Annotated in this window: 18 protein-coding genes and 1 other RNA gene; 4 read left to right on the plus strand and 15 right to left on the minus strand. The window is 29.0% G+C overall.

The window, feature by feature from the left end; all coding sequences use genetic code 11:
- A partial coding sequence (locus tag B5E92_RS09425) for an SDR family oxidoreductase (protein WP_087301681.1) occupies positions 1-612 on the plus strand: 612 nt, incomplete at its 5' end.
- Between the two features lie 70 nt (positions 613-682).
- On the opposite strand, the gene B5E92_RS09430 is transcribed toward B5E92_RS09425, so the two are convergent.
- The gene (locus B5E92_RS09430; protein ID WP_087301611.1) at positions 683-1,138 is read right to left on the minus strand and encodes a GNAT family N-acetyltransferase; all 456 of its coding nucleotides are present in this window, start codon (positions 1,136-1,138) and stop codon (positions 683-685) included.
- 222 nt (positions 1,139-1,360) lie between these two features.
- The gene (locus tag B5E92_RS09435; protein WP_087301613.1) at positions 1,361-1,966 is read right to left on the minus strand and encodes an SAP domain-containing protein; all 606 of its coding nucleotides are present in this window, start codon (positions 1,964-1,966) and stop codon (positions 1,361-1,363) included.
- Between the two features lie 176 nt (positions 1,967-2,142).
- Here B5E92_RS09435 and B5E92_RS09440 point away from each other — a divergent pair, with 176 nt between their 5' ends.
- Entirely contained in the window at positions 2,143-3,012 is an 870-nt protein-coding gene (locus tag B5E92_RS09440; RefSeq protein ID WP_087301615.1) for a MerR family transcriptional regulator, read from the plus strand.
- 97 nt (positions 3,013-3,109) lie between these two features.
- On the opposite strand, the gene catA is transcribed toward B5E92_RS09440, so the two are convergent.
- The 6 genes from catA to secG all read right to left on the minus strand — a co-directional run bounded on the left by catA (position 3,110) and on the right by secG (position 8,459).
- The gene (gene catA, locus B5E92_RS09445; protein ID WP_087301617.1) at positions 3,110-3,733 is read right to left on the minus strand and encodes a type A chloramphenicol O-acetyltransferase; all 624 of its coding nucleotides are present in this window, start codon (positions 3,731-3,733) and stop codon (positions 3,110-3,112) included.
- A gap of 955 nt (positions 3,734-4,688) precedes the next feature.
- Positions 4,689-4,868, minus strand: coding sequence for a hypothetical protein (locus B5E92_RS09450; protein WP_087301619.1), 180 nt, complete (start codon positions 4,866-4,868; stop codon positions 4,689-4,691).
- Positions 4,869-5,081: 213 nt separating this feature from the next.
- Positions 5,082-5,434: a transfer-messenger RNA gene (ssrA, locus tag B5E92_RS09455) on the minus strand.
- Between the two features lies 1 nt (position 5,435).
- A complete protein-coding gene (gene smpB / locus B5E92_RS09460; RefSeq protein ID WP_087301621.1) occupies positions 5,436-5,888 on the minus strand; it encodes an SsrA-binding protein SmpB in 453 nt (150 codons plus the stop codon).
- Between the two features lie 14 nt (positions 5,889-5,902).
- On the minus strand, positions 5,903-8,176 hold the full coding sequence (gene rnr, locus B5E92_RS09465) for a ribonuclease R (RefSeq protein WP_087301623.1): 2,274 nt from the start codon (positions 8,174-8,176) through the stop codon (positions 5,903-5,905).
- Between the two features lie 52 nt (positions 8,177-8,228).
- Positions 8,229-8,459: a preprotein translocase subunit SecG gene (gene secG / locus B5E92_RS09470; RefSeq protein ID WP_087301625.1), complete on the minus strand. Its 231-nt coding sequence runs from the start codon at positions 8,457-8,459 to the stop codon at positions 8,229-8,231.
- 275 nt (positions 8,460-8,734) lie between these two features.
- Between secG and B5E92_RS09475 the strand changes: the two genes are divergently transcribed.
- Complete coding sequence (locus B5E92_RS09475) at positions 8,735-9,532, plus strand: HAD-IIB family hydrolase (protein WP_087301627.1); 798 nt, start codon at positions 8,735-8,737, stop codon at positions 9,530-9,532.
- Between the two features lie 40 nt (positions 9,533-9,572).
- Here the strand turns inward: B5E92_RS09475 and B5E92_RS09480 are convergent, their stop codons facing one another.
- Together B5E92_RS09480 and B5E92_RS09485 are read right to left on the minus strand one after the other, a co-directional pair.
- Positions 9,573-10,052: an N-acetyltransferase gene (locus tag B5E92_RS09480; RefSeq protein WP_087301629.1), complete on the minus strand. Its 480-nt coding sequence runs from the start codon at positions 10,050-10,052 to the stop codon at positions 9,573-9,575.
- The gene (locus B5E92_RS09485) at positions 10,045-11,721 is read right to left on the minus strand and encodes an MraY family glycosyltransferase (RefSeq protein ID WP_087301631.1); all 1,677 of its coding nucleotides are present in this window, start codon (positions 11,719-11,721) and stop codon (positions 10,045-10,047) included. The genes B5E92_RS09480 and B5E92_RS09485 overlap by 8 nt, the downstream gene beginning before the upstream one ends.
- Before the next feature lie 104 nt (positions 11,722-11,825).
- Between B5E92_RS09485 and B5E92_RS09490 the strand changes: the two genes are divergently transcribed.
- Positions 11,826-12,971: a DUF871 domain-containing protein gene (locus B5E92_RS09490; RefSeq protein ID WP_087301633.1), complete on the plus strand. Its 1,146-nt coding sequence runs from the start codon at positions 11,826-11,828 to the stop codon at positions 12,969-12,971.
- Between the two features lie 62 nt (positions 12,972-13,033).
- Here the strand turns inward: B5E92_RS09490 and B5E92_RS09495 are convergent, their stop codons facing one another.
- The 5 genes from B5E92_RS09495 to B5E92_RS09515 form a co-directional block, all read right to left on the minus strand.
- Complete coding sequence (locus B5E92_RS09495; RefSeq protein ID WP_087301635.1) at positions 13,034-14,206, minus strand: YibE/F family protein; 1,173 nt, start codon at positions 14,204-14,206, stop codon at positions 13,034-13,036.
- A 61-nt stretch (positions 14,207-14,267) separates the two neighbouring features.
- Positions 14,268-16,529, minus strand: a complete 2,262-nt coding sequence (locus B5E92_RS09500) for a metallophosphoesterase family protein (RefSeq protein ID WP_087301637.1) — start codon at positions 16,527-16,529, stop codon at positions 14,268-14,270.
- 207 nt (positions 16,530-16,736) lie between these two features.
- A complete protein-coding gene (locus B5E92_RS09505; RefSeq protein ID WP_087301638.1) occupies positions 16,737-17,297 on the minus strand; it encodes a hypothetical protein in 561 nt (186 codons plus the stop codon).
- Between the two features lie 257 nt (positions 17,298-17,554).
- Positions 17,555-18,040, minus strand: a complete 486-nt coding sequence (locus B5E92_RS09510) for a hypothetical protein (protein ID WP_087301640.1) — start codon at positions 18,038-18,040, stop codon at positions 17,555-17,557.
- Entirely contained in the window at positions 18,041-18,433 is a 393-nt protein-coding gene (locus B5E92_RS09515) for a DUF4430 domain-containing protein (RefSeq protein ID WP_087301642.1), read from the minus strand.
- Positions 18,434-18,435 lie beyond the last annotated feature (2 nt).

Below are 18,435 nucleotides of genomic sequence, written 5' to 3' on the forward strand. Positions count from 1 at the left end.
CTAGAAAAACTAGCTAGTGAATTAGGTTCTTGTGCTACATATCTTAAATCAAATGTTACAAATGTAGAAGATATGAAAGCTATTGTAAAATTAGCTAAAGAAAGATTTGGAAAAGTAGACGTATTATTTGCTAATGCTGGAATTATGCCAGCTGGTAACATGTCTGAATTAGATATTAACGGTTGGATAAACATGGTTGATATTAATATCAAAGGGGTATTAAATTCAATGTATGCCGTTATTCCTGAATTCTATGAACAAAATTCTGGACATGTCATTATTACATCATCAAGAGCTGGAACTACATTAGTACCAGGTAATGCAGTATATTGCGGAACTAAACATTTCGTAAAAGTAATGTTACAATCATTTAATTCAGAAACTAACCAGGAAGGTAAAAATATTCGTACAACTACAATCTATCCTGGAGCAATCAAAACTGAATTATTAAATACTGTAGCTGAAAATGATCATAAGAGAATGGTTGAAGGATTCTATGAACAATTCGGTTTACAACCTGAAACAATTGCTAATGCAGTATTATATGCAATTTCTCAACCAGATGGTGTTGATGTATCAGATTTAGTTGTTCGTCCAACATTTGAAGGTTAATAAAAATACTAGAAGGAGTGTATGAAAGTACATCCTTCTTTTTTTATAAGACAAATTATAAAATATAGATTTATTTATGAATATACATCCTTATCATATTAGAATTTACATCTTCTTTAACCATACCAAAAAATTCCCAGCCATAGCGTTCATAAAAACCAACATGGTCAGTGATAAGATATAAAGTATCAATTCCTTTATTTTTCATATCGTTACATACATATTGTAACAAAGCACTAGCTATTCCATTGCGCCGTTTATCTTCTTCGACATACAAGGCACAAATATTAGGAGCAAGGTCTTTTCGATCATGAAAGTCATTTTCAATTACTCCTACTCCACCAATAATTCTATTATTTTCAATCGCTACATACCATTGAGGTACTGCATCGAACTTTTTTAAACAATCTTTCATGCTTTCTTCATATAAAGCTAATGAAACACCCCATTTTTTGTTAAACCACTTTGCCATATGATCTAATATTTCTGGTTTATCTATCAAACATACTATTTTATAATCAATCATAAATGATATCCTCCTAAATATTTAACTATAATTTTTATTATTCTTTATTAGTATTTCTTTATAAAATCCACCCATTAATATCATTATTACACTACTTAATACTAAACTCTAAATATAAACGAAACTAAAAAACAAGAATTTAAATTAATAAAAAACACATTTTCAATAACAGAAGAAATAATACTTATTATATTAGCCCCTACAATAACAAATAATATTTATTCAACCATCTAATTTATCTTTATATTTTAAAACCAAATCATATGTATAAATCTTTGGTAATGAAGATTCTTTTACTATTTGCCAAAGTATAGCTGCTGTTTTCATTTTATTTTTAAAATGCTCATTTCTTTTATCTTTGCAAAAATCTTTTAAAAATGTATTCCATTGACAAGATGAATTATCATATTTTGCATAATCTGATTTATGATAATATATTGCCAGCATATCACCAATTGTAAAATCATGATTTTGTTCATGTTTCACTTTACGCCATGCTGTTGCCATATCTGCTGTAAATTTAAAATTCTCAATTCCGGTTTGTTTTGAAAAAAATTGCCTGAATCTAGCGTTGAAAGAAAAATTACAATCTAGTAAAGGGCTATCCATAGAGATTTCTTTACAGCTATTTTTTACTATATATTTTTTCTTTTTACTAATTAAATTACCCTTAAAATATTCTTCAATATTATGATTCAATTCCTGTTTTGTTCCAGTATGATCAATATTAAGCTCTTTACATATTTTAGATAATTCCTGACGATACCAATAATACTTTTTAAACTCATCATAAGATTTAATCATTTTAAATTCAGGTCGCTTACTCATATATTTTTATCCATCCCATAATCAAATTTATCTACTAATTTATTATACTATATTCATTTTTAAATCATAGCTACTATAAAAAGTGTATAATAAATAAAAAATATAAAATTATTATCTAAAAGTATTGACTGTATTGTTAGCATATAGTGTTTAATTTAAGCCTAGGAGTGATAAATATGAAAACTCATGACGTTGAACAGTTACTTGGCATTACCAAACAAGCATTAATTTATTATGAAAAAGAAGGCTTGATAAAACCGACAAGAAACAAAAATAATTATCGTGAATATAATCAAAACGATATTGAATTATTACAATTGATTTTAACGCTTAGATCAATGGGGATTTCTATTGATGATATTAAATTAATATTATCTGGTGATTTATCAATACGCTATTGCTTAAAAAATAAACAAGAATACTTTCAACAAGAAAAAAAGAAAATTGAAATTATCGAAAATAAAATAACCGATTATATTAAAAGAACAAAAGTAACTATAGTTAATCCTAAAAAAGATGCAGAAGATAATGGTTATATAGGTTTATATTATCTAGATGATCAAATAAAATTCGATCAAAATATAATTGCAGTTAAAGATATTAAATCGATTAATATTTCATTATGTTGCTCTAAAGGTGAAGATGGTCGCTATTATGGTATTTACAATTTATATTTTGTTTATCTTGATATTAATACAAATTATGATACTTATTCTTTGCAATTAATGAATAATAGTGAAGTATCCAATTTATTTAGCTATCTATCATCTTTAGATATAAGTATTGATGATTCTTTAAACTTAATGGATATTTATTTTAAAACTAAAGATCCAATGGAATTATATAAAATATTAAATAGAAATTTTAGAAAATGGCAAAAGGAATATAATCTAGAAATAAAAGATTCTTATTGGTCAATTGTACAAAATACTTATATAAAACCATTACAAAATTTAGATAGTACAAATATCCCAACATTTAAAGAGCAACTAAAATTGGTAGCAAATGGCTATATTAATATTGTAAAAAATGGATTTAAAAAATAAATTCTCATAAAAAATAACTATCTTTAGCTCTACTAAAAATAGTTATTTTTTCATTATTCATAAATTCATTTTCTAAAATTTAACCAATCTTAAATCTTTAACTATTTATTAATTCCTGCAATTCATTTATAAAACGACAAAGATGAAAACCATCACAAACAGCATGATGAACTTGAATTGCTAAAGGTAGTAAGATTCTTCCATTTTCTTCATAATACTTTCCCATCGTAAAAATAGGCAATAAATAATCATATTCCTTTTGTAAATTCAAATTAAATCCTTCAAATGATACCCAAGGTATCATTGACACAGTAAAACAATTATCAGGAACATCAGGTTTTCCAAACATCCCTTTTTGATTACCATATTGGCGAAGATCGTTTTCATACATTTTATAAAATTCTTCATAATCTTTGCAATAAACTGTCCAAAGATTAGAAAAAGTTTCTGTATCTTTATGAAATATAGTATAACAAGGCAATATTTCATCATATGCCCCTAATTCATTATCCTTATTAAAAGCAATCCTAAATTCAACATGACGATTTACAATAGTTGTAAGATAATAAAGCATCGCAGGATATAATTTCTTTTTACTTTCTATAATTTTTGTAATATCTAATTTAGTAGTCATACTATATGTACAAGGAACATTTGAAAAATAATGTTCAAAGTATTCTTTACGGGACCAGTTTTCTCTATCAATTATCTTAAATGCCATTTTTCATAACTCCTAATCATTAAAATATTTCTTAAAATTATTATATCTTACCAATTGTTAATAATAAAATAAAAACAACTAACAAGGCTAATTCAATATTATTTTTAGTAAGCTGCTTAATTGAAAATCTAAGCTTAATTTCTAATATTTTTACTACAATAAAACTTATCCATTATTATCTTCCAACTCAAAAAAGACAATTTTAAATTGCCTCTTATATTAATCTAATCTATGATTCTTACATTGTTTGCAATACCGTACTTTTTAGCAACAGCTATTTTTGATTCATCAGATAATCAAATACATATTGAATTACTTCCTATTTAAATTCATCTGCAAATGTTGGTTTGGTTATTGTTATATACCTCTTTCCTATTTTTGATTTAAGCTTATGACATTGTACCATATACTAACTAGTCCGTTTTTATTCTAACATCAACATCTATCAAAAATTAATCAGCTTAAAAAAATATGTAAAAATATGTGTTAACACTAAATAAAGTATACTTGATTTTAACTAGAACATACTATATAATATCTATAGGCAAAAATCGTAAAGATGCCATAGAAACGAAAAAAGGAACGCTGCAACGTTCCTTTTTTTATGCTCTGCTATTGCTTGCTATTTCTATCGAGCCATTTACAGATAAGATGGCAAATCACACCTGCTATGATAGAAGTTAAAATCGTAAAGATTGCCCCCATAGAAACTCACCTCCTTTACCTATTGAATGGAGGTGCAATAGCAAGTGCATTATAGCATAATTATAACTTTTTTTATATACCAACTTATTTCTATCTTTTAGCAAAAAATTCGACACTACTGATTCAATATTACTTTTAGTAAGCTTCTTAATTAAAAATCCAAGCTTAATTTCTAATATTTTTACTACAACAAAACTTTCCTATTATTATCTTCCAACTCAAAAAAGACAATTTTAAATTGCCTCTTATATTAATCTAATCTATGATTCTTACATTGTTTGCATATATTTTCGAAATCATCATTATCAAAAATTTCACTATATGCTATTAATTTTGGAGAAGTACCATCAACAACTGTATATATTTCAAAACATGTGTAAAGATCAATTTCCTGATCTTTCATAAGCGGACATCTTACCTTCTCAGCCATTTTAACACCTCCAGATACAGTTAATAAAACTGTACTACTAAAATTTTAATATTTTTGCCTATTATAAAAAATTTCTATTAATTATCATATCAGATATTTTCTTCGCTATAATCATTATTAACAACAGGATATCCTTAATCCTATCTTTTCAACAATAATTATAACATTTATAAATTAAAAAAAAACACTGATAACATCAGTGTAATCAACTATTGGTGGAGATGAGGGGAATCGAACCCCTGTCCAAGCATAATCCCTCCAAAGCGTCTACAGTTTATCTCATTGAATAAATTTAATTAGGCTACAATCAATGAGCAATTTTCCACCTAACGAGCTTATAAGATTTTCGTAACAGTTACCTAAGCTATAACTGCTACTATCCTATGAGTTATGATACCAGCTATTTAATTATAGGCACATTAAACAGTGGCAGCTTTCATGTCTATGTCGACTAAGCGAAAGCGTAATTAGTTTGTCTGTTTCCAGTTATTTTTTTGATGCATTTAACGAATGCCTTCGACTGCAGCTAAGGTCAGACATATACCTGTCGAACCCAGGACATCCCCATTAGTAATTCTTAAGAGCTCGCTGGATTTCTCTTTTAGAATCACGTTCTTTAATATCTTGACGTTTATCATAAAGTTTTTTACCACGAGCTATTGCAATTTCTAATTTGGCTTTACTGCCTGTATTAAAGTATAACTTAGTTGGAACAACTGTCAAGCCTCCTTCTTTTATTTTATTAGAAATTTTTAAAATTTCTTTTTTATGTAAAAGAAGTTTACGATTACGTCTTGGCTCATGATTAAAACGATTGCCATGACTATAAGGAGAAATGTGCATATTTTCTACAAAAGCTTCATTATCTTTAATTCTGATAAAAGCATCTTTTAAATTGACGTTACCTAAACGTACTGATTTAATTTCAGTACCTTTAAGTTCAATTCCTGCTTCATATGTATCTAAAATAAAATAATCATGATATGCTTTTTTGTTATTAGAAATAATTTTCATAGCCATTTCTCCTTTTTTTATTAACGACGTTTTCTTACTTTCTTTTTTCCTTTATAACGACTACGATTGCGTCTTGCAAATTCTGGTTCTTCATGTCGTTTTCTATGACGAGATGAATCGTTGCGTCGTTTTTTACGTTCACTGTCACTTCGCTTATTTATTATAACAGTTTTTCTAGGTTTTTTGTTAGATTTTATACCAACAATTTCAAAATCCACTGTTCGATCTTTTTTAGATGCACTAGCTACTCTGACTTTTACTCGATCAGACATCTTAAATACTTTACCACTTCTTTGACCAACATAACGTAAGTTACGTTCATCATAATAGTAAAAATCATCGGTTAAATCTGTAACATGAACTAAACCATCAATTGTATTATCAAGTTCTACAAAGAAACCAAAATTAGTAATTGAAGTTATTGTTCCTTCAAATTCTTCACCTAAATGCTTTTCCATGTATTCAGCCATTTTCATATCATCAACTTCGCGTTCGATATCAATTGCTTCACGTTCCCGATATGAAGTTTGTTCAGCGATTTCTGGCATTAGTTCTTGATAATAGCGAATAGTCTTTTTATCTACAGTATTTTCAAAAATAAATCTTCTAATCATCCGATGGACAATTAAATCAGGATAACGTCTAATTGGTGATGTAAAGTGCGTATAAAACTCATCAGCTAGACCAAAATGTCCTAAACATTGTTCATCATAACGAGCCTTTTGCATACATCTAAGCAATAAAGTAGATATAATTGTATGCTCTGGTGTGTCTTTACTTGCTTCTATAATAGCACTTAATTCATTAGGATAAACATTTTCAAGTGAACCTTTAATAGTATAACCTAATGTTTTAGCAACATTTGCAAACTGTAACAATTTTTCTGGTTTAGGATTTTCATGAACCCGATATAAAAACGGTAACTCTAACCAATAAAAATGTTCAGCAATAGTTTCATTAGCCAGCAACATAAATTCTTCAATAATATGTTCACCAATTCCTCGCTGTCTTAATACAACATCAATTGGATTACCACGATTATCAACGATTACTTTAGCTTCCTTAGCATCAAAATCTATTGCACCACGTTTAAAACGCTTCTTTTGTAATATCGATGCTAATTCTTCCATCAAGAAAAACAAATCTTTAACATGACTATATTGTAATTGCATAGCTTGATCATTAGCTAAAATACGATTTACATTAGTATAAGTCATACGCTCTGTTGAGTTAATAACTGATGGTACAATTTCATGATCAACAACTTTTCCTTCAGAATCCACTTCCATAAAACAAGAAATAGTTAGACGATCTACATGAGGATTTAAAGAACAAATACCATTAGATAATTTATGCGGTAACATTGGAATAACTCGGTCAACCAAATATATTGATGTTCCTCTTGCAAATGCTTCTTTATCTAAAGGTGTACCCTCACCAACATAATAAGAAACATCGGCAATATGCACCCCTAAATAATAATTACCATTATCTAATTTCTTTAATGAAATAGCATCATCTAAGTCTTTTGCATCTTCACCGTCAATAGTTACGATAACTTCATTTCTTAAATCCACGCGACCATCTAAATCATCTGCAGTAACGCTATCTTTAATATCACTGATTTGATCAAAAACAACTTGTGGAAATTCTACTGGTGCATCATGTTCATAAACTACTGATAAAACATCAATTCCCGGATCATTTCGATGTCCTAGAACTTTGACAATATCACCTTTTAAATATGGTTTATAAACTTTAATTTCAACAACAACTTTATTTCCTACTACTGCTCCATGTAAATGAGCATGATCAACAAAAATAGGATTTTTAAATAAACGATCATCTACTTCAACATAGCATTCTCGTTTTCCTTTTTTAACTTCACCAACAAATCTGGTTTGACCACGACTAACGACTTTTACAATCGTTCCTTCAGGTTTTTTATCATCACCACTTTTAGTTATCTCAACTAAAACAGTATCTTTATTAAAGGCATCTTTCAAACCACTTTGTGGAATAAAAATATCTTTTTCCTGATTTTCAACAGTTACAAAACCATATCCTTGTTTATTAAGGGTCAATGTTCCTAATACCATACCAAATTGATTAGGTAAATAATAATGATTATACTTATTACGAACTACTAAACCTTCATCTTCAAGTTCATTTAATGTTTTTACCAGTTTAACGAACTGTTCACTGCTTTGATAATTCAATTTAGCAGCAATTAAGTCTATCGAACGCTCTAAATAACTATTATCCTTCAATAAAGCTAATATTTCCTCTTTCATAGTTTCACCTCCTCCTTTCTTGAAAATAAAAATAGGACCTTAGCCCTATTAATTATGACATTCGTAAAATGATTGCAATTACAAAGAATACAATCGCTAATCCAGCAGTAACTCTTGTTAAAATCAATTCCGCTCCTCTTTCTTTTTGATGAGCAAATAAATTTGAACTTTGTCCTGTTAAAGCATTAACAATTCCATCAGACTTACCACTTTGTAATAAACATAATATAATAAGTGCTATCGATACAGCAACTAATATTCCATTTAAAACAGTTTCAAACATAATATGCCTCCTAATAGATACTTTGATACATTGCTAAAACATAATAACATATTTTTTTTCAAAAAACAATGATTTACTGATTACTTTGTTCGCTGACATCAATCATTTTTAACTTCCTTCATTACCTCTTCACTCTTTTTAATTAAATGCATTAATTTAAAGTACTACAATAGCTTAACTAATGGTTATTTCAAAATCAGGAAACTATCATCATTGTATTTAAATTTTTGTTATAATAATTATCAAAAGTAGTAGCTACTATAAGGAGAAACCAAATGAAAAAAATTGCTTTTTTTGATATTGATGGTACAATGATCAATGTTCCTAATAATATTATACACCCAACTAGTGAGACAATGCGCGTTTTAAATGAATTTAAACAACAAAAAAATTATATTGTTGTAGCTACGGCTAGAGGAAGTGTTCCTAGTAGTATCCAGGACATTGATTTTGATGGCTATATTTTCAATGATGGCCATTATATTATTTTTAATAATCAAGTATTGATCGATGATATTTTTACTAAAGATGAAATAGCTAAACAAATGGCTGCTTATAAAAAATACGATGGCAAAAGTATGTTTGGTGGTCATGAACTATCCTGGTGTGCTTGCCCAGATGATCCAATGGTAATTAATCATCGTGAAATGTTCTCAGGAACCAGCGCTCGTCCTGCTAATTTAATTGAAAAATTTGAAATTGAAGATGTTGAAGCAATATCATGTTGTGTATTATTTAAAACAATCGAACAATTACAAGCTTGTTATGATGAATTAAAAGAAGATTTTACAATAGTACCTTATTATACCGGACTAATTCGAATGGACGTTTATAAAAAAGGCTTTACTAAAGGAACTGCATGTAAATACATGTTTGAAAAATTAGGTATTCCAAAAGAAAACAGTTATGCTTTTGGTGATGGTATCAATGATAAAGAAATGCTTCAGCTTGTTGGTCATGGTATTGCAATGGGCAATGCCATTGATGAAATTAAAGCAATTAGTGATGATATTACTGATAGTGTTGATAACGATGGTATTGCCAAAGCATTTTATAAATATTTTAAAATCTAGTCAAAAACACCTCTTATTTAACATACGAGGTGTTTTATAATTATAAATTTCGTTGTAAAACAATAACATCTAAATCGCGATACTTACTGCAACCAATTTTTTCAAATCCTAAACTGTGCCAAAAAGCTAATCCTTTTTGATTATCTTTAATACATGCTAGTTGAATAGACTTATATTGACTTTGCCACTTTTCTATAAATTGATTAATAATTTTTGTTCCTAAACCTTTTCTTTGATAGTTTTCATCGACCAAAAACAACCCAATCCAAATATTATCATCATCATGAAGCATTGAATAACGATAACCAGTTTGATAATCAATCAATCCAATCATTAAATCATTATAATATATCCGATAAATATAATGACTAGTTTCATCAAATCCCGGTGGTATTTGCATATCTTCTATCAAATATTCTTCATTTATTATAACTCCTTCAATCCCGTTATAACAAACTTGTCGTTTTCTAAAATCAAGTAATTCTTTATCAATTTCTTTATTACAACAATACTTAAGCATTATCAACACCTACCACATAATAACGATTACTATCATAAACCATGACGATATTAGCACTTGTAGGAAGCTGCTGATCTTCAACATTATATTCTAAAGAAATCAATACATTATAATAATCATTATCCTCTAATCCTTCAATTACAACTTTTGAAGGTGAATAAGAAATAATTTCATAATTAGTTACTTCTAAATTCGGATAAGTATCCCGATATAAATAAAATGATTTCAACGCAAATGAATTAAATTCACTTTGCAAACTAGGATAAATATAATCAATACCACCTACTTGATTTTCTTCTTTATCATTTAACGTAAAATAATCAACTGCAAAATATGATGCTGCTAACTGACACTCTTCACTGCTTAAACCACTTTGAAAAGCACGATCTAAACGATTATAAATATCACTCAATATTTCATTAGAATCACTTTGACTATATGGTGTAGCAACATACTGGGCTGGATTTTCAATTGTAGTACTAGGATAGAAATATGTACTTACTGCAAAAATAACCGCACCTAAACAAATAATAACCATAAAACGATCAAATATTTTTCTACGTTCGCTTCTTTTAGCTCGATAACGTTCTAGATGTTTAATCTTAGGTAAATTATCGCTTTTTAAGAAAATATTAATAATCGTTAATACTGGTTTATATTTTCGACTAACCATATTAGTCATTTCGATAAATAATTCAAAAATAAACATTAAAATAATAAACATCAGGGTTCCTAAAGCTGAATCATAATAATAAATATATGATGTTAATGAAAATAAAAAAGTAACCCCATATAAAACTAAAACACTTTTACGATGTCCTAATTTTAATTTAAACATTAAATTATGATGTAAATGCGCTCGGTCGGCTTCACTGAACTTTTTATGATGAACTTTACGACGAACTATTGCTATCAATGTATCCATAATTGGCACCATTAATACAACGATCGGTGCCCCTAAAGTAAAAAACGTAGAAACATTGTAACCAAATCCTAGTAATGAAATTACCGAAATCATAAAACCGATATATAAAGAACCACAATCCCCTAAAAAAACTTTAGCTGGATGGAAATTATAAAACAAAAAGCCCATAATAGCACCGGCTAATAATAATGATAGTGAGGCAATATCAGTTCGACCACTAGTATATGAAGTCATCGAAATTGTAAACAAGACAATAATTGATATACCTGAAGATAAGCCATCTAAACCATCTATTAAATTAATCGCATTCGTAATTCCCACGATCCATATAACAGTAATAATTCCAGGAATAACTGGAACTAAATTGCTAGGCAGATTATCAAAACCTTTTAAATAAATATTACCATGAACAATAACAATCAAAGCAGCTGCTATTTCAACTATTAATTTAGTTTTCGGTGATAGATCATAAACATCGTCTAATAACCCAACGAAAAAAACTAAAAAGCCAGCAATTAAAATAGCATTGATCTGCGGATCTGTTTTTAAAAAAATAACCGATCCAATTAATGAACTTATATATATTGCATAACCGCCTATTCGGGGGACGTCTACTTTATGAACTGTTCTTTCATTTTTATGAGCTACAATTCCAAGCTGGGCCCCTGCTTTCATAACAATAGGAACTAGGATAGCGGAAATGACCATTGTAACAACAAATGACATTATTATACTTAGATTCATCTTTTCACCAACCTATCTTTGTATATTATCAATTATTTTTATATAAAATACAAGACAAAATCATTAAATAGTTTTATAATGATATTATTAAGGAGGAAAACGAAATGCATAAATTAGGAATTTCAGTATACCCTGATAAATCACCAAAAGAAGAGGTATACGCGTACATGGAAAAAGCCGCTAAATTAGGGTTTAAAAGAATCTTTACTTGTTTCTTATCAATCCCTGAAGATAAGCGCGAAAGTTATTTGGTGGAATTTAAAGAATTCATGACAAAAGCTCATGAATTAGGATTTGAAGTAGCTGCTGATACTAATCCAGAAGTATTTAAATTAATCGGTGCTACTCCTGATAATTTAAAACCATTTGTTGATTTAGGACTAGATATTATCAGAATGGATGGAAATTTTGGGACACAAGGTGATATCCAGCTTACTCGTAACCAAGACAATATTAAAATTGAATTCAATGCTAGTATGGATTCTGGAGTTGAACTATTAATCAAAAATGGTGGTAACCGTGAACAAATCATTATGTGCCACAACTTCTTCCCAGAACGTTATACTGGTTTAGATTTTGACTTATTCCAAGAATACAACAGATACTGGAAAGAGTTAAACTTACACACAGCCGCATTTGTTTCAAGCAACAATGAAAATACAATTGGTCCTTGGCAAGTATTCTGCGGTTTACCAACTGTAGAAATCATGCGCGGTTTACCAATTGATTTACAAGCTCGTTTAATGCTTGCTGCTGGTAATGTTGATGATATCTTAATTGGTAATTATCCAGCTACTGATGAAGAATTAGAAGCTTTATCAAAAATCAACTTCCAAGCAATTGAAATGCGTGTTGATGAAGTTCCAGAAATCACTGCTAACGAACAAATGATCATGTATGAATTTGGACCTCATTGGGATCGTTATGATCATTCATCATTCATGTTAAGATCTAGTATGCCAAGAGTTAAATTTAAAGAAAAAGCGTCTGTTCAAGACTTTGGTTTATCTTCTAATCAAACTGTTGTAGATAAAAATATTCCTCATCATGACTGTGATAAAAAAGTATTCACTCGTGGTGACGTATTAATCGTAAATGATAATTTAGCACACTATCGTGGTGAATTAGAAATCGTTTTAACTGAAATCCCAAATGATGGTGAACGTAACTTAGTTGCCACTATCAAAGAAGAAGAACTTCAATTATTAGATTTCATTAAACCAGGACATCATTTTGCTTTGAAAAAATAGTTATTGCAAATTTAGCTACCGGTTTTTCCGGTAGCTTTTTTATATATTATGGCAGTATTTTTCTATTTTAACTCATTATTTAAACTAACTTTTTTTCTTGTCATTAAAAATGCTGAAATAATTGAAACAAATGGTACCGTTAAAATAACTCCTAGCGAACCAGAAATACCTTGAATAATTTCGATGCCAATACTATATGAATTAAACATTTGTAAAAATGGCATATCATAAGCATAGAAAACAACTAACGTACTTAAAGAACCACCAGTAAATGCTAAAATCAAAGTATTTGACATCGTTCCCATCATATCGCCACCGATTTTGATCCCACTTTTTAATAATTCTTTAGCTGAAATATCAGGACGACGATATTTGATTTCCTCAATAGTTGTAGCAATTGACATTGCAGTATCAATAACCGCTCCTAGCGAAGCAATTAATATTCCTGAAAATAATAAACCACTAATATCTAAATGACTATTTTGACCAATATAAATCAATGTTTCAATATCATCAACGTTAAACCCATTAATATGGCTCATAGCCCCAAATAAACTAGCAAAAACTCCAGCAATTACAACTCCCACAATTGTTCCTAATATTGAACATAATGTTTTCATTGAAAAACCACCAATAAAATACATTATTACCATCGTCGTTAAAATTACTACTAATACCGCACTAAAAAACGGTGAAAAACCAATATACATCATTGGAATATATAAGAAAATAATACAAATAAATGTGAAAACTAAACCAAACGCTGATGTTAATCCTTTTTGTTTACCAATTAATATTAATAAAAACAAAAATAAAGCTACCATCAAAATTAAAGTATTCGTTCGATCATAATTATAGACACTAGCGCTAAGGCTACCATCATACTCACTTAATTGAACGATCACTCTTGTTCCAACTTTGCAATCAGCCCCATATAAATAACTATCAATATTAGTAGTTTGAACAATTTCACCTTCGTATTCACCAGATAAAATTTCTACATTAACAACCTGGGTACCAACTTGATTACCTTCGCTATCACGGTTTTCTTCAATTATTTCTACTACTCGTGCTCTTGCAAATTCGTCGCTGCTTTCATCAAGTAATGGTGTTTTATCAATGCTGCTATTAAAAAAGTATAAAAAAACCAGGAATAAGATAATAGCCACATAAACACAAACATGACCTATTTTTTCCTTTTTACTCATTTGTTTAAATTTTTGAATTAATTTCATTACTACCTCCTATTGATATATAAAACAAGGCAGAACAAGCTGCCTTGTTGATTAAATTTTATTATTCTTCAATTCTTTTTCTTTTAAGAATTCTAGCACCAGCAATTCCTAATAATGATACGATTGCTGCCATTAGTGGTACACCTGCTTGTAAATCATCACCTGTTTTTACACTACTATTAGTTTTATTTCCAGTTGAAACAGCTGGTTTAGATGTATCATCACCTGGTGTAGTAGGTGTTACTGGTTTATCAGTTAAATCATTAGCGTTAGCTTTTGAAGCAAATTCATTTACAGTAGCTGTTAATTCTTCTTGTAAATTAGTCAACTCTGTTTTAGTAATAGTTGCTTCATTTAAATTACCTTTTAAAGTATTTACTACTTTAGCGTATGCATCAACGATATCTTTAGAATATTCACCTTTTTTATTACCAACTACAGCATTAGCAATTTGATCTTGAGCTGCTGTAAATTGATTTTTTAATGCAGTAAATTCATCTTTAGTTACTACTTCATTTTTAGCTGTTACTAATTTGTTGTAGGCATCACTGATTGCTTCTTTACTTACTGCAGTGTTAGTATCATTTTCATATAATGTTTTATCTAATAATGTAGAGAATCCTTGAATTAAAGCTTGTGAATTAGGATCTTTATACTCACCTTGAGCATAAGCGTAATAATTTAATGGATCATTTGCATTATTACCATTGATAGATGAATCATAAGCACCACTTAATGTATTTACAGCTTCCAAGTCATCACGTGAATCTAAAACGGTATTAACATTATTTAATGCTTCATCAATTCTTGTTTTAGAACCACTAGTAACAGTAGTTGTATCAATTGCTTCGACATCCTTTTTAGTTTCAACAATTGAAGTTGCATTACCATCTTTTGTTAGAGTTACATCATTAGCATATTTATTACCATCATAATCATAAGTTTTAATTGTTAATGAATCACCACTAAAATCGATTGTTGAAAAAGTTGGAATAGGTGTATTAGAACGTTCAGCAATATAATATTGTTTAGTTGTATTTAATGTATAGAATTTACTTCCTGAAGCTGAACCAGCTGCAATATATAAAGTTCCTTCAGGATTATAAGCAGAACTTGTATCTGTACCAACACCATCAGTTTCAATTACTTTACCATCTAAAATTTGGAAAGTACGAGCATAAGAGTGATCATGTCCTGTTAAACATAAATCAATACCAAATTCATCCATTAAAGGTGCAAATAAAATTCTTAAGTTAGCCCCATCAACATCACTATGTGGAGAACCTGAACCATAAATATCATGGTGGAATAATACTACTTTCCATTTAGCATCTTCATGACTTGCAATGGCTTCTTGCATTAATTCACGGTGTTGTTCAACATTACGGCTATTACTATTTAAACTAATGAATAATGTATCACCATAGCTATAATAATAATCACCACCAGATTCAGTTTTCCCTAATTCACTAGCATTAGGATTATTATAATGATAACTATAATCATCAACTTGTGATTCATGGTTACCAATAGTTGTTGCTAGCGGAACACTTCTTAAAACGCTTGGATATAAGAATCCGGCATATTCTTGTTCACGAATTAATTCACCTTCACCATTTGAACCGTATGATGAATAATCGATTTGATCTCCAGCTGATAAAATAAAGCTGGCATTTTCAGCAATCCCATTTTCACCTAAAGCTGTTGTTAATGTCTTATTCCATGCATAAGTATTAATTGCAATACTTTCATCATCTTCTGTTCCTTGACCAGTACTACTTGAAGCTCCAATTTGTGGGTCTCCAACTAATACGGCTTTAAAATCAGTAAAGCTGTGTGTTTGATAAGTGTAAACAGTACTCCAGTTACCATCAACAGTATATTGATAATAGTATGTAGTGTTTTCTTGTAAATAATCAGTAACTGATACTTTATTACTTGCTTTATAATCATTAAAACCATTAGTTTTATTGATATCTGTAGCAGTTCCAGTCACTTCATATGCATTAGACATATCAGAACTCATAGACATTTTTACTTTTGGAGTTCCTTTTGTTTGTGAATACCAGGCAAAATTTAAATCAGTAGGTTTGCTTCCTGGTGTTAAAACAATTTTACCAGTATCTTTTTCTTCATTGTTATTCCATTGGTTATCATACCAGTTTTGATATTCAGTTGTAGCTGTAATTCCATTATTTAGATTACTAGTACCATCATTACCTGGATATTCACCAAAGGCGAATGTAGGTACAACTGTCAAACTAGCTAACGATGAAATAGTAGCTAAAGAAACAATAAATCGTTTTTTCAATTTCTCGTTCATCTTGAATCCCCTTTTTCCTTAATTACCTATTAAATTGTCGTACATCTAGTACGCCAATTATTTTACCCCGTAAAAAAAGGGAGTCAATTAAGTTTACAAACACTTTATCATTTTAACAAAAACGTAAAAAATGATGTTTTTTCTTAAGCAAAACTTAATCAAAACATCATTTATTCTTACTTGTTTTTTTTGTTTTTAATAGCTAACTTATTTAATTGCTTCCACCCCTCTTGGATTATCTAAGCCATATTTTTTAGCCATTTTTGGAAAAGCTTCATTTAAAAAGTTAACTAATTTCATTGCATCAGGATACTTTGTTAAGATGTTTTCAATTTGATATGGATCATTAACAACTACACCCTTGTCTTTTAAAAATCTAATAATCGGCAAACTATCATATATACATGTATTTTCAAATTTTAAGATATTATCTTTTAAAACAATATCAAAATCCAAATAATATTGAATATGAACCATTACTGTTCCAACAGCCCCAGTTTGCCAGATTTTTACAAACCACTTAGCCGGATTATATTCAATAACTCCTTGATTATAAATACGACTACACATTGATAAACGAATTTCACTAACATCACTATAATCAATTTCTTGATGTTTACTATTATGATCTAATACGATCTTTTTACCAAAAATCAAATTATCACTATCTTCTTTTTCATTTCCCTCTAAACAAATATTAATCTTAATTCTAGGACTTGGATGAAAATCAACAAATTTATTTATTTGATTCAATGCTTCGCGTTTCATAAGATTAGCTCCTTTCAATATTAAATAATCATTCAATTATTTAATATTCCTATTTTTTATTATCTAACTAATTTTTCAATCAAAACATCCCATATCCAATCCCTCATTTCTATTTTATTATTTAAATTATTTATATTATTTCTTCTACTTATAGTATATCATAATGTTCATAGATATCAATATATATTCCAAAAAATATCGATAAAATCATCATTTTTCATAAAAAAAGATTGTAATAAAACTAATTACAATCTTAATTATCTAAATCGTTTTAAAATTGCATATAAGGGCTTATATGCAATTAAACATAAACAAAAATTACCAATGCAGTGAATTACATCAAACAAGATTCCTGATACCCAATAAGTAAATGCATATGATGGCGAAATCAAAATATACGCTAATGAAAACAACATCCCAAAAAACAAGCCATAAAAACCTAAAACCACTGCCCAGGAAATACTATCATCAATACGAATAAATTTTTTTAACCACCTTACTACAAAATAAAGAATTGGCCAAACATAGATATAACTCCACCACCATAAACCAAAGCCCCATTGGACTCCTTCTAAAATAATAAAAACAGCGATTATTTTTAATGTCATTTTATCAAACACTAATGTATAAACCAAAACCAACAATGAAACTAGTTCAATATTCGGCAGAAAACTAAAAGCAACTTGTACGATGTACAATAAAGCCGCTAAAATAGCAATAGTTACCAGTTCTTTAGTTTTCATCTAATAGCCCTGTTTTAATTCTAAAGTATAAGTCTTGCCATCTTCTAATACTAAAGCATCAGCACCTTGAGTAGCACTTTTACCATCAACCGATATACTCCACCAGTACTGAGCCGAAGGATCATCTGCCATATTTTTAACTCCGTGAATATACATACCATACTCACTATCTTCATAGTCAGTAACTATATTTTCTTCTTTTAATAAATCACCTAAATATTCGATATTAGTTTTATAGTTTTCTTTTTCATTAAAATCATCACGCTTAGAAATAATTTCTACTGTAACTTCCTTAACATCACTATTGCCTCTTTGATAAAAATAAATTCCAATTCCACTAAAAACAACAATAGCTACTAATAACGCTACTAATATTTTTACTCTATTTTTCATAT

Source organism: Erysipelatoclostridium sp. An15 (assembly GCF_002160675.1).
Lineage (GTDB): Bacteria > Bacillota_I > Bacilli_A > Erysipelotrichales > Coprobacillaceae > Thomasclavelia > Thomasclavelia merdavium.

Excerpts from the sequence above, each read along its gene's own strand:
- B5E92_RS09510 (WP_087301640.1), bottom strand. The coding sequence starts at position 18,040 with ATGAAAACTAAAGAACTGGTAACTATTGCTATTTTAGCGGCTTTATTG.
- B5E92_RS09505 (WP_087301638.1), bottom strand. The coding sequence starts at position 17,297 with ATGAAACGCGAAGCATTGAATCAAATAAATAAATTTGTTGATTTTCAT.
- B5E92_RS09515 (WP_087301642.1), bottom strand. The coding sequence starts at position 18,433 with ATGAAAAATAGAGTAAAAATATTAGTAGCGTTATTAGTAGCTATTGTT.
- B5E92_RS09495 (WP_087301635.1), bottom strand. The coding sequence starts at position 14,206 with ATGAAATTAATTCAAAAATTTAAACAAATGAGTAAAAAGGAAAAAATA.
- B5E92_RS09490 (WP_087301633.1), top strand. The coding sequence starts at position 11,826 with ATGCATAAATTAGGAATTTCAGTATACCCTGATAAATCACCAAAAGAA.
- B5E92_RS09430 (WP_087301611.1), bottom strand. The coding sequence starts at position 1,138 with ATGATTGATTATAAAATAGTATGTTTGATAGATAAACCAGAAATATTA.
- catA (WP_087301617.1), bottom strand. The coding sequence starts at position 3,733 with ATGGCATTTAAGATAATTGATAGAGAAAACTGGTCCCGTAAAGAATAC.
- B5E92_RS09485 (WP_087301631.1), bottom strand. The coding sequence starts at position 11,721 with ATGAATCTAAGTATAATAATGTCATTTGTTGTTACAATGGTCATTTCC.
- B5E92_RS09480 (WP_087301629.1), bottom strand. The coding sequence starts at position 10,052 with ATGCTTAAGTATTGTTGTAATAAAGAAATTGATAAAGAATTACTTGAT.
- B5E92_RS09450 (WP_087301619.1), bottom strand. The coding sequence starts at position 4,868 with ATGGCTGAGAAGGTAAGATGTCCGCTTATGAAAGATCAGGAAATTGAT.
- rnr (WP_087301623.1), bottom strand. The coding sequence starts at position 8,176 with ATGAAAGAGGAAATATTAGCTTTATTGAAGGATAATAGTTATTTAGAG.
- secG (WP_087301625.1), bottom strand. The coding sequence starts at position 8,459 with ATGTTTGAAACTGTTTTAAATGGAATATTAGTTGCTGTATCGATAGCA.
- smpB (WP_087301621.1), bottom strand. The coding sequence starts at position 5,888 with ATGGCTATGAAAATTATTTCTAATAACAAAAAAGCATATCATGATTAT.
- B5E92_RS09435 (WP_087301613.1), bottom strand. The coding sequence starts at position 1,966 with ATGAGTAAGCGACCTGAATTTAAAATGATTAAATCTTATGATGAGTTT.
- B5E92_RS09440 (WP_087301615.1), top strand. The coding sequence starts at position 2,143 with ATGAAAACTCATGACGTTGAACAGTTACTTGGCATTACCAAACAAGCA.
- B5E92_RS09475 (WP_087301627.1), top strand. The coding sequence starts at position 8,735 with ATGAAAAAAATTGCTTTTTTTGATATTGATGGTACAATGATCAATGTT.
- B5E92_RS09500 (WP_087301637.1), bottom strand. The coding sequence starts at position 16,529 with ATGAACGAGAAATTGAAAAAACGATTTATTGTTTCTTTAGCTACTATT.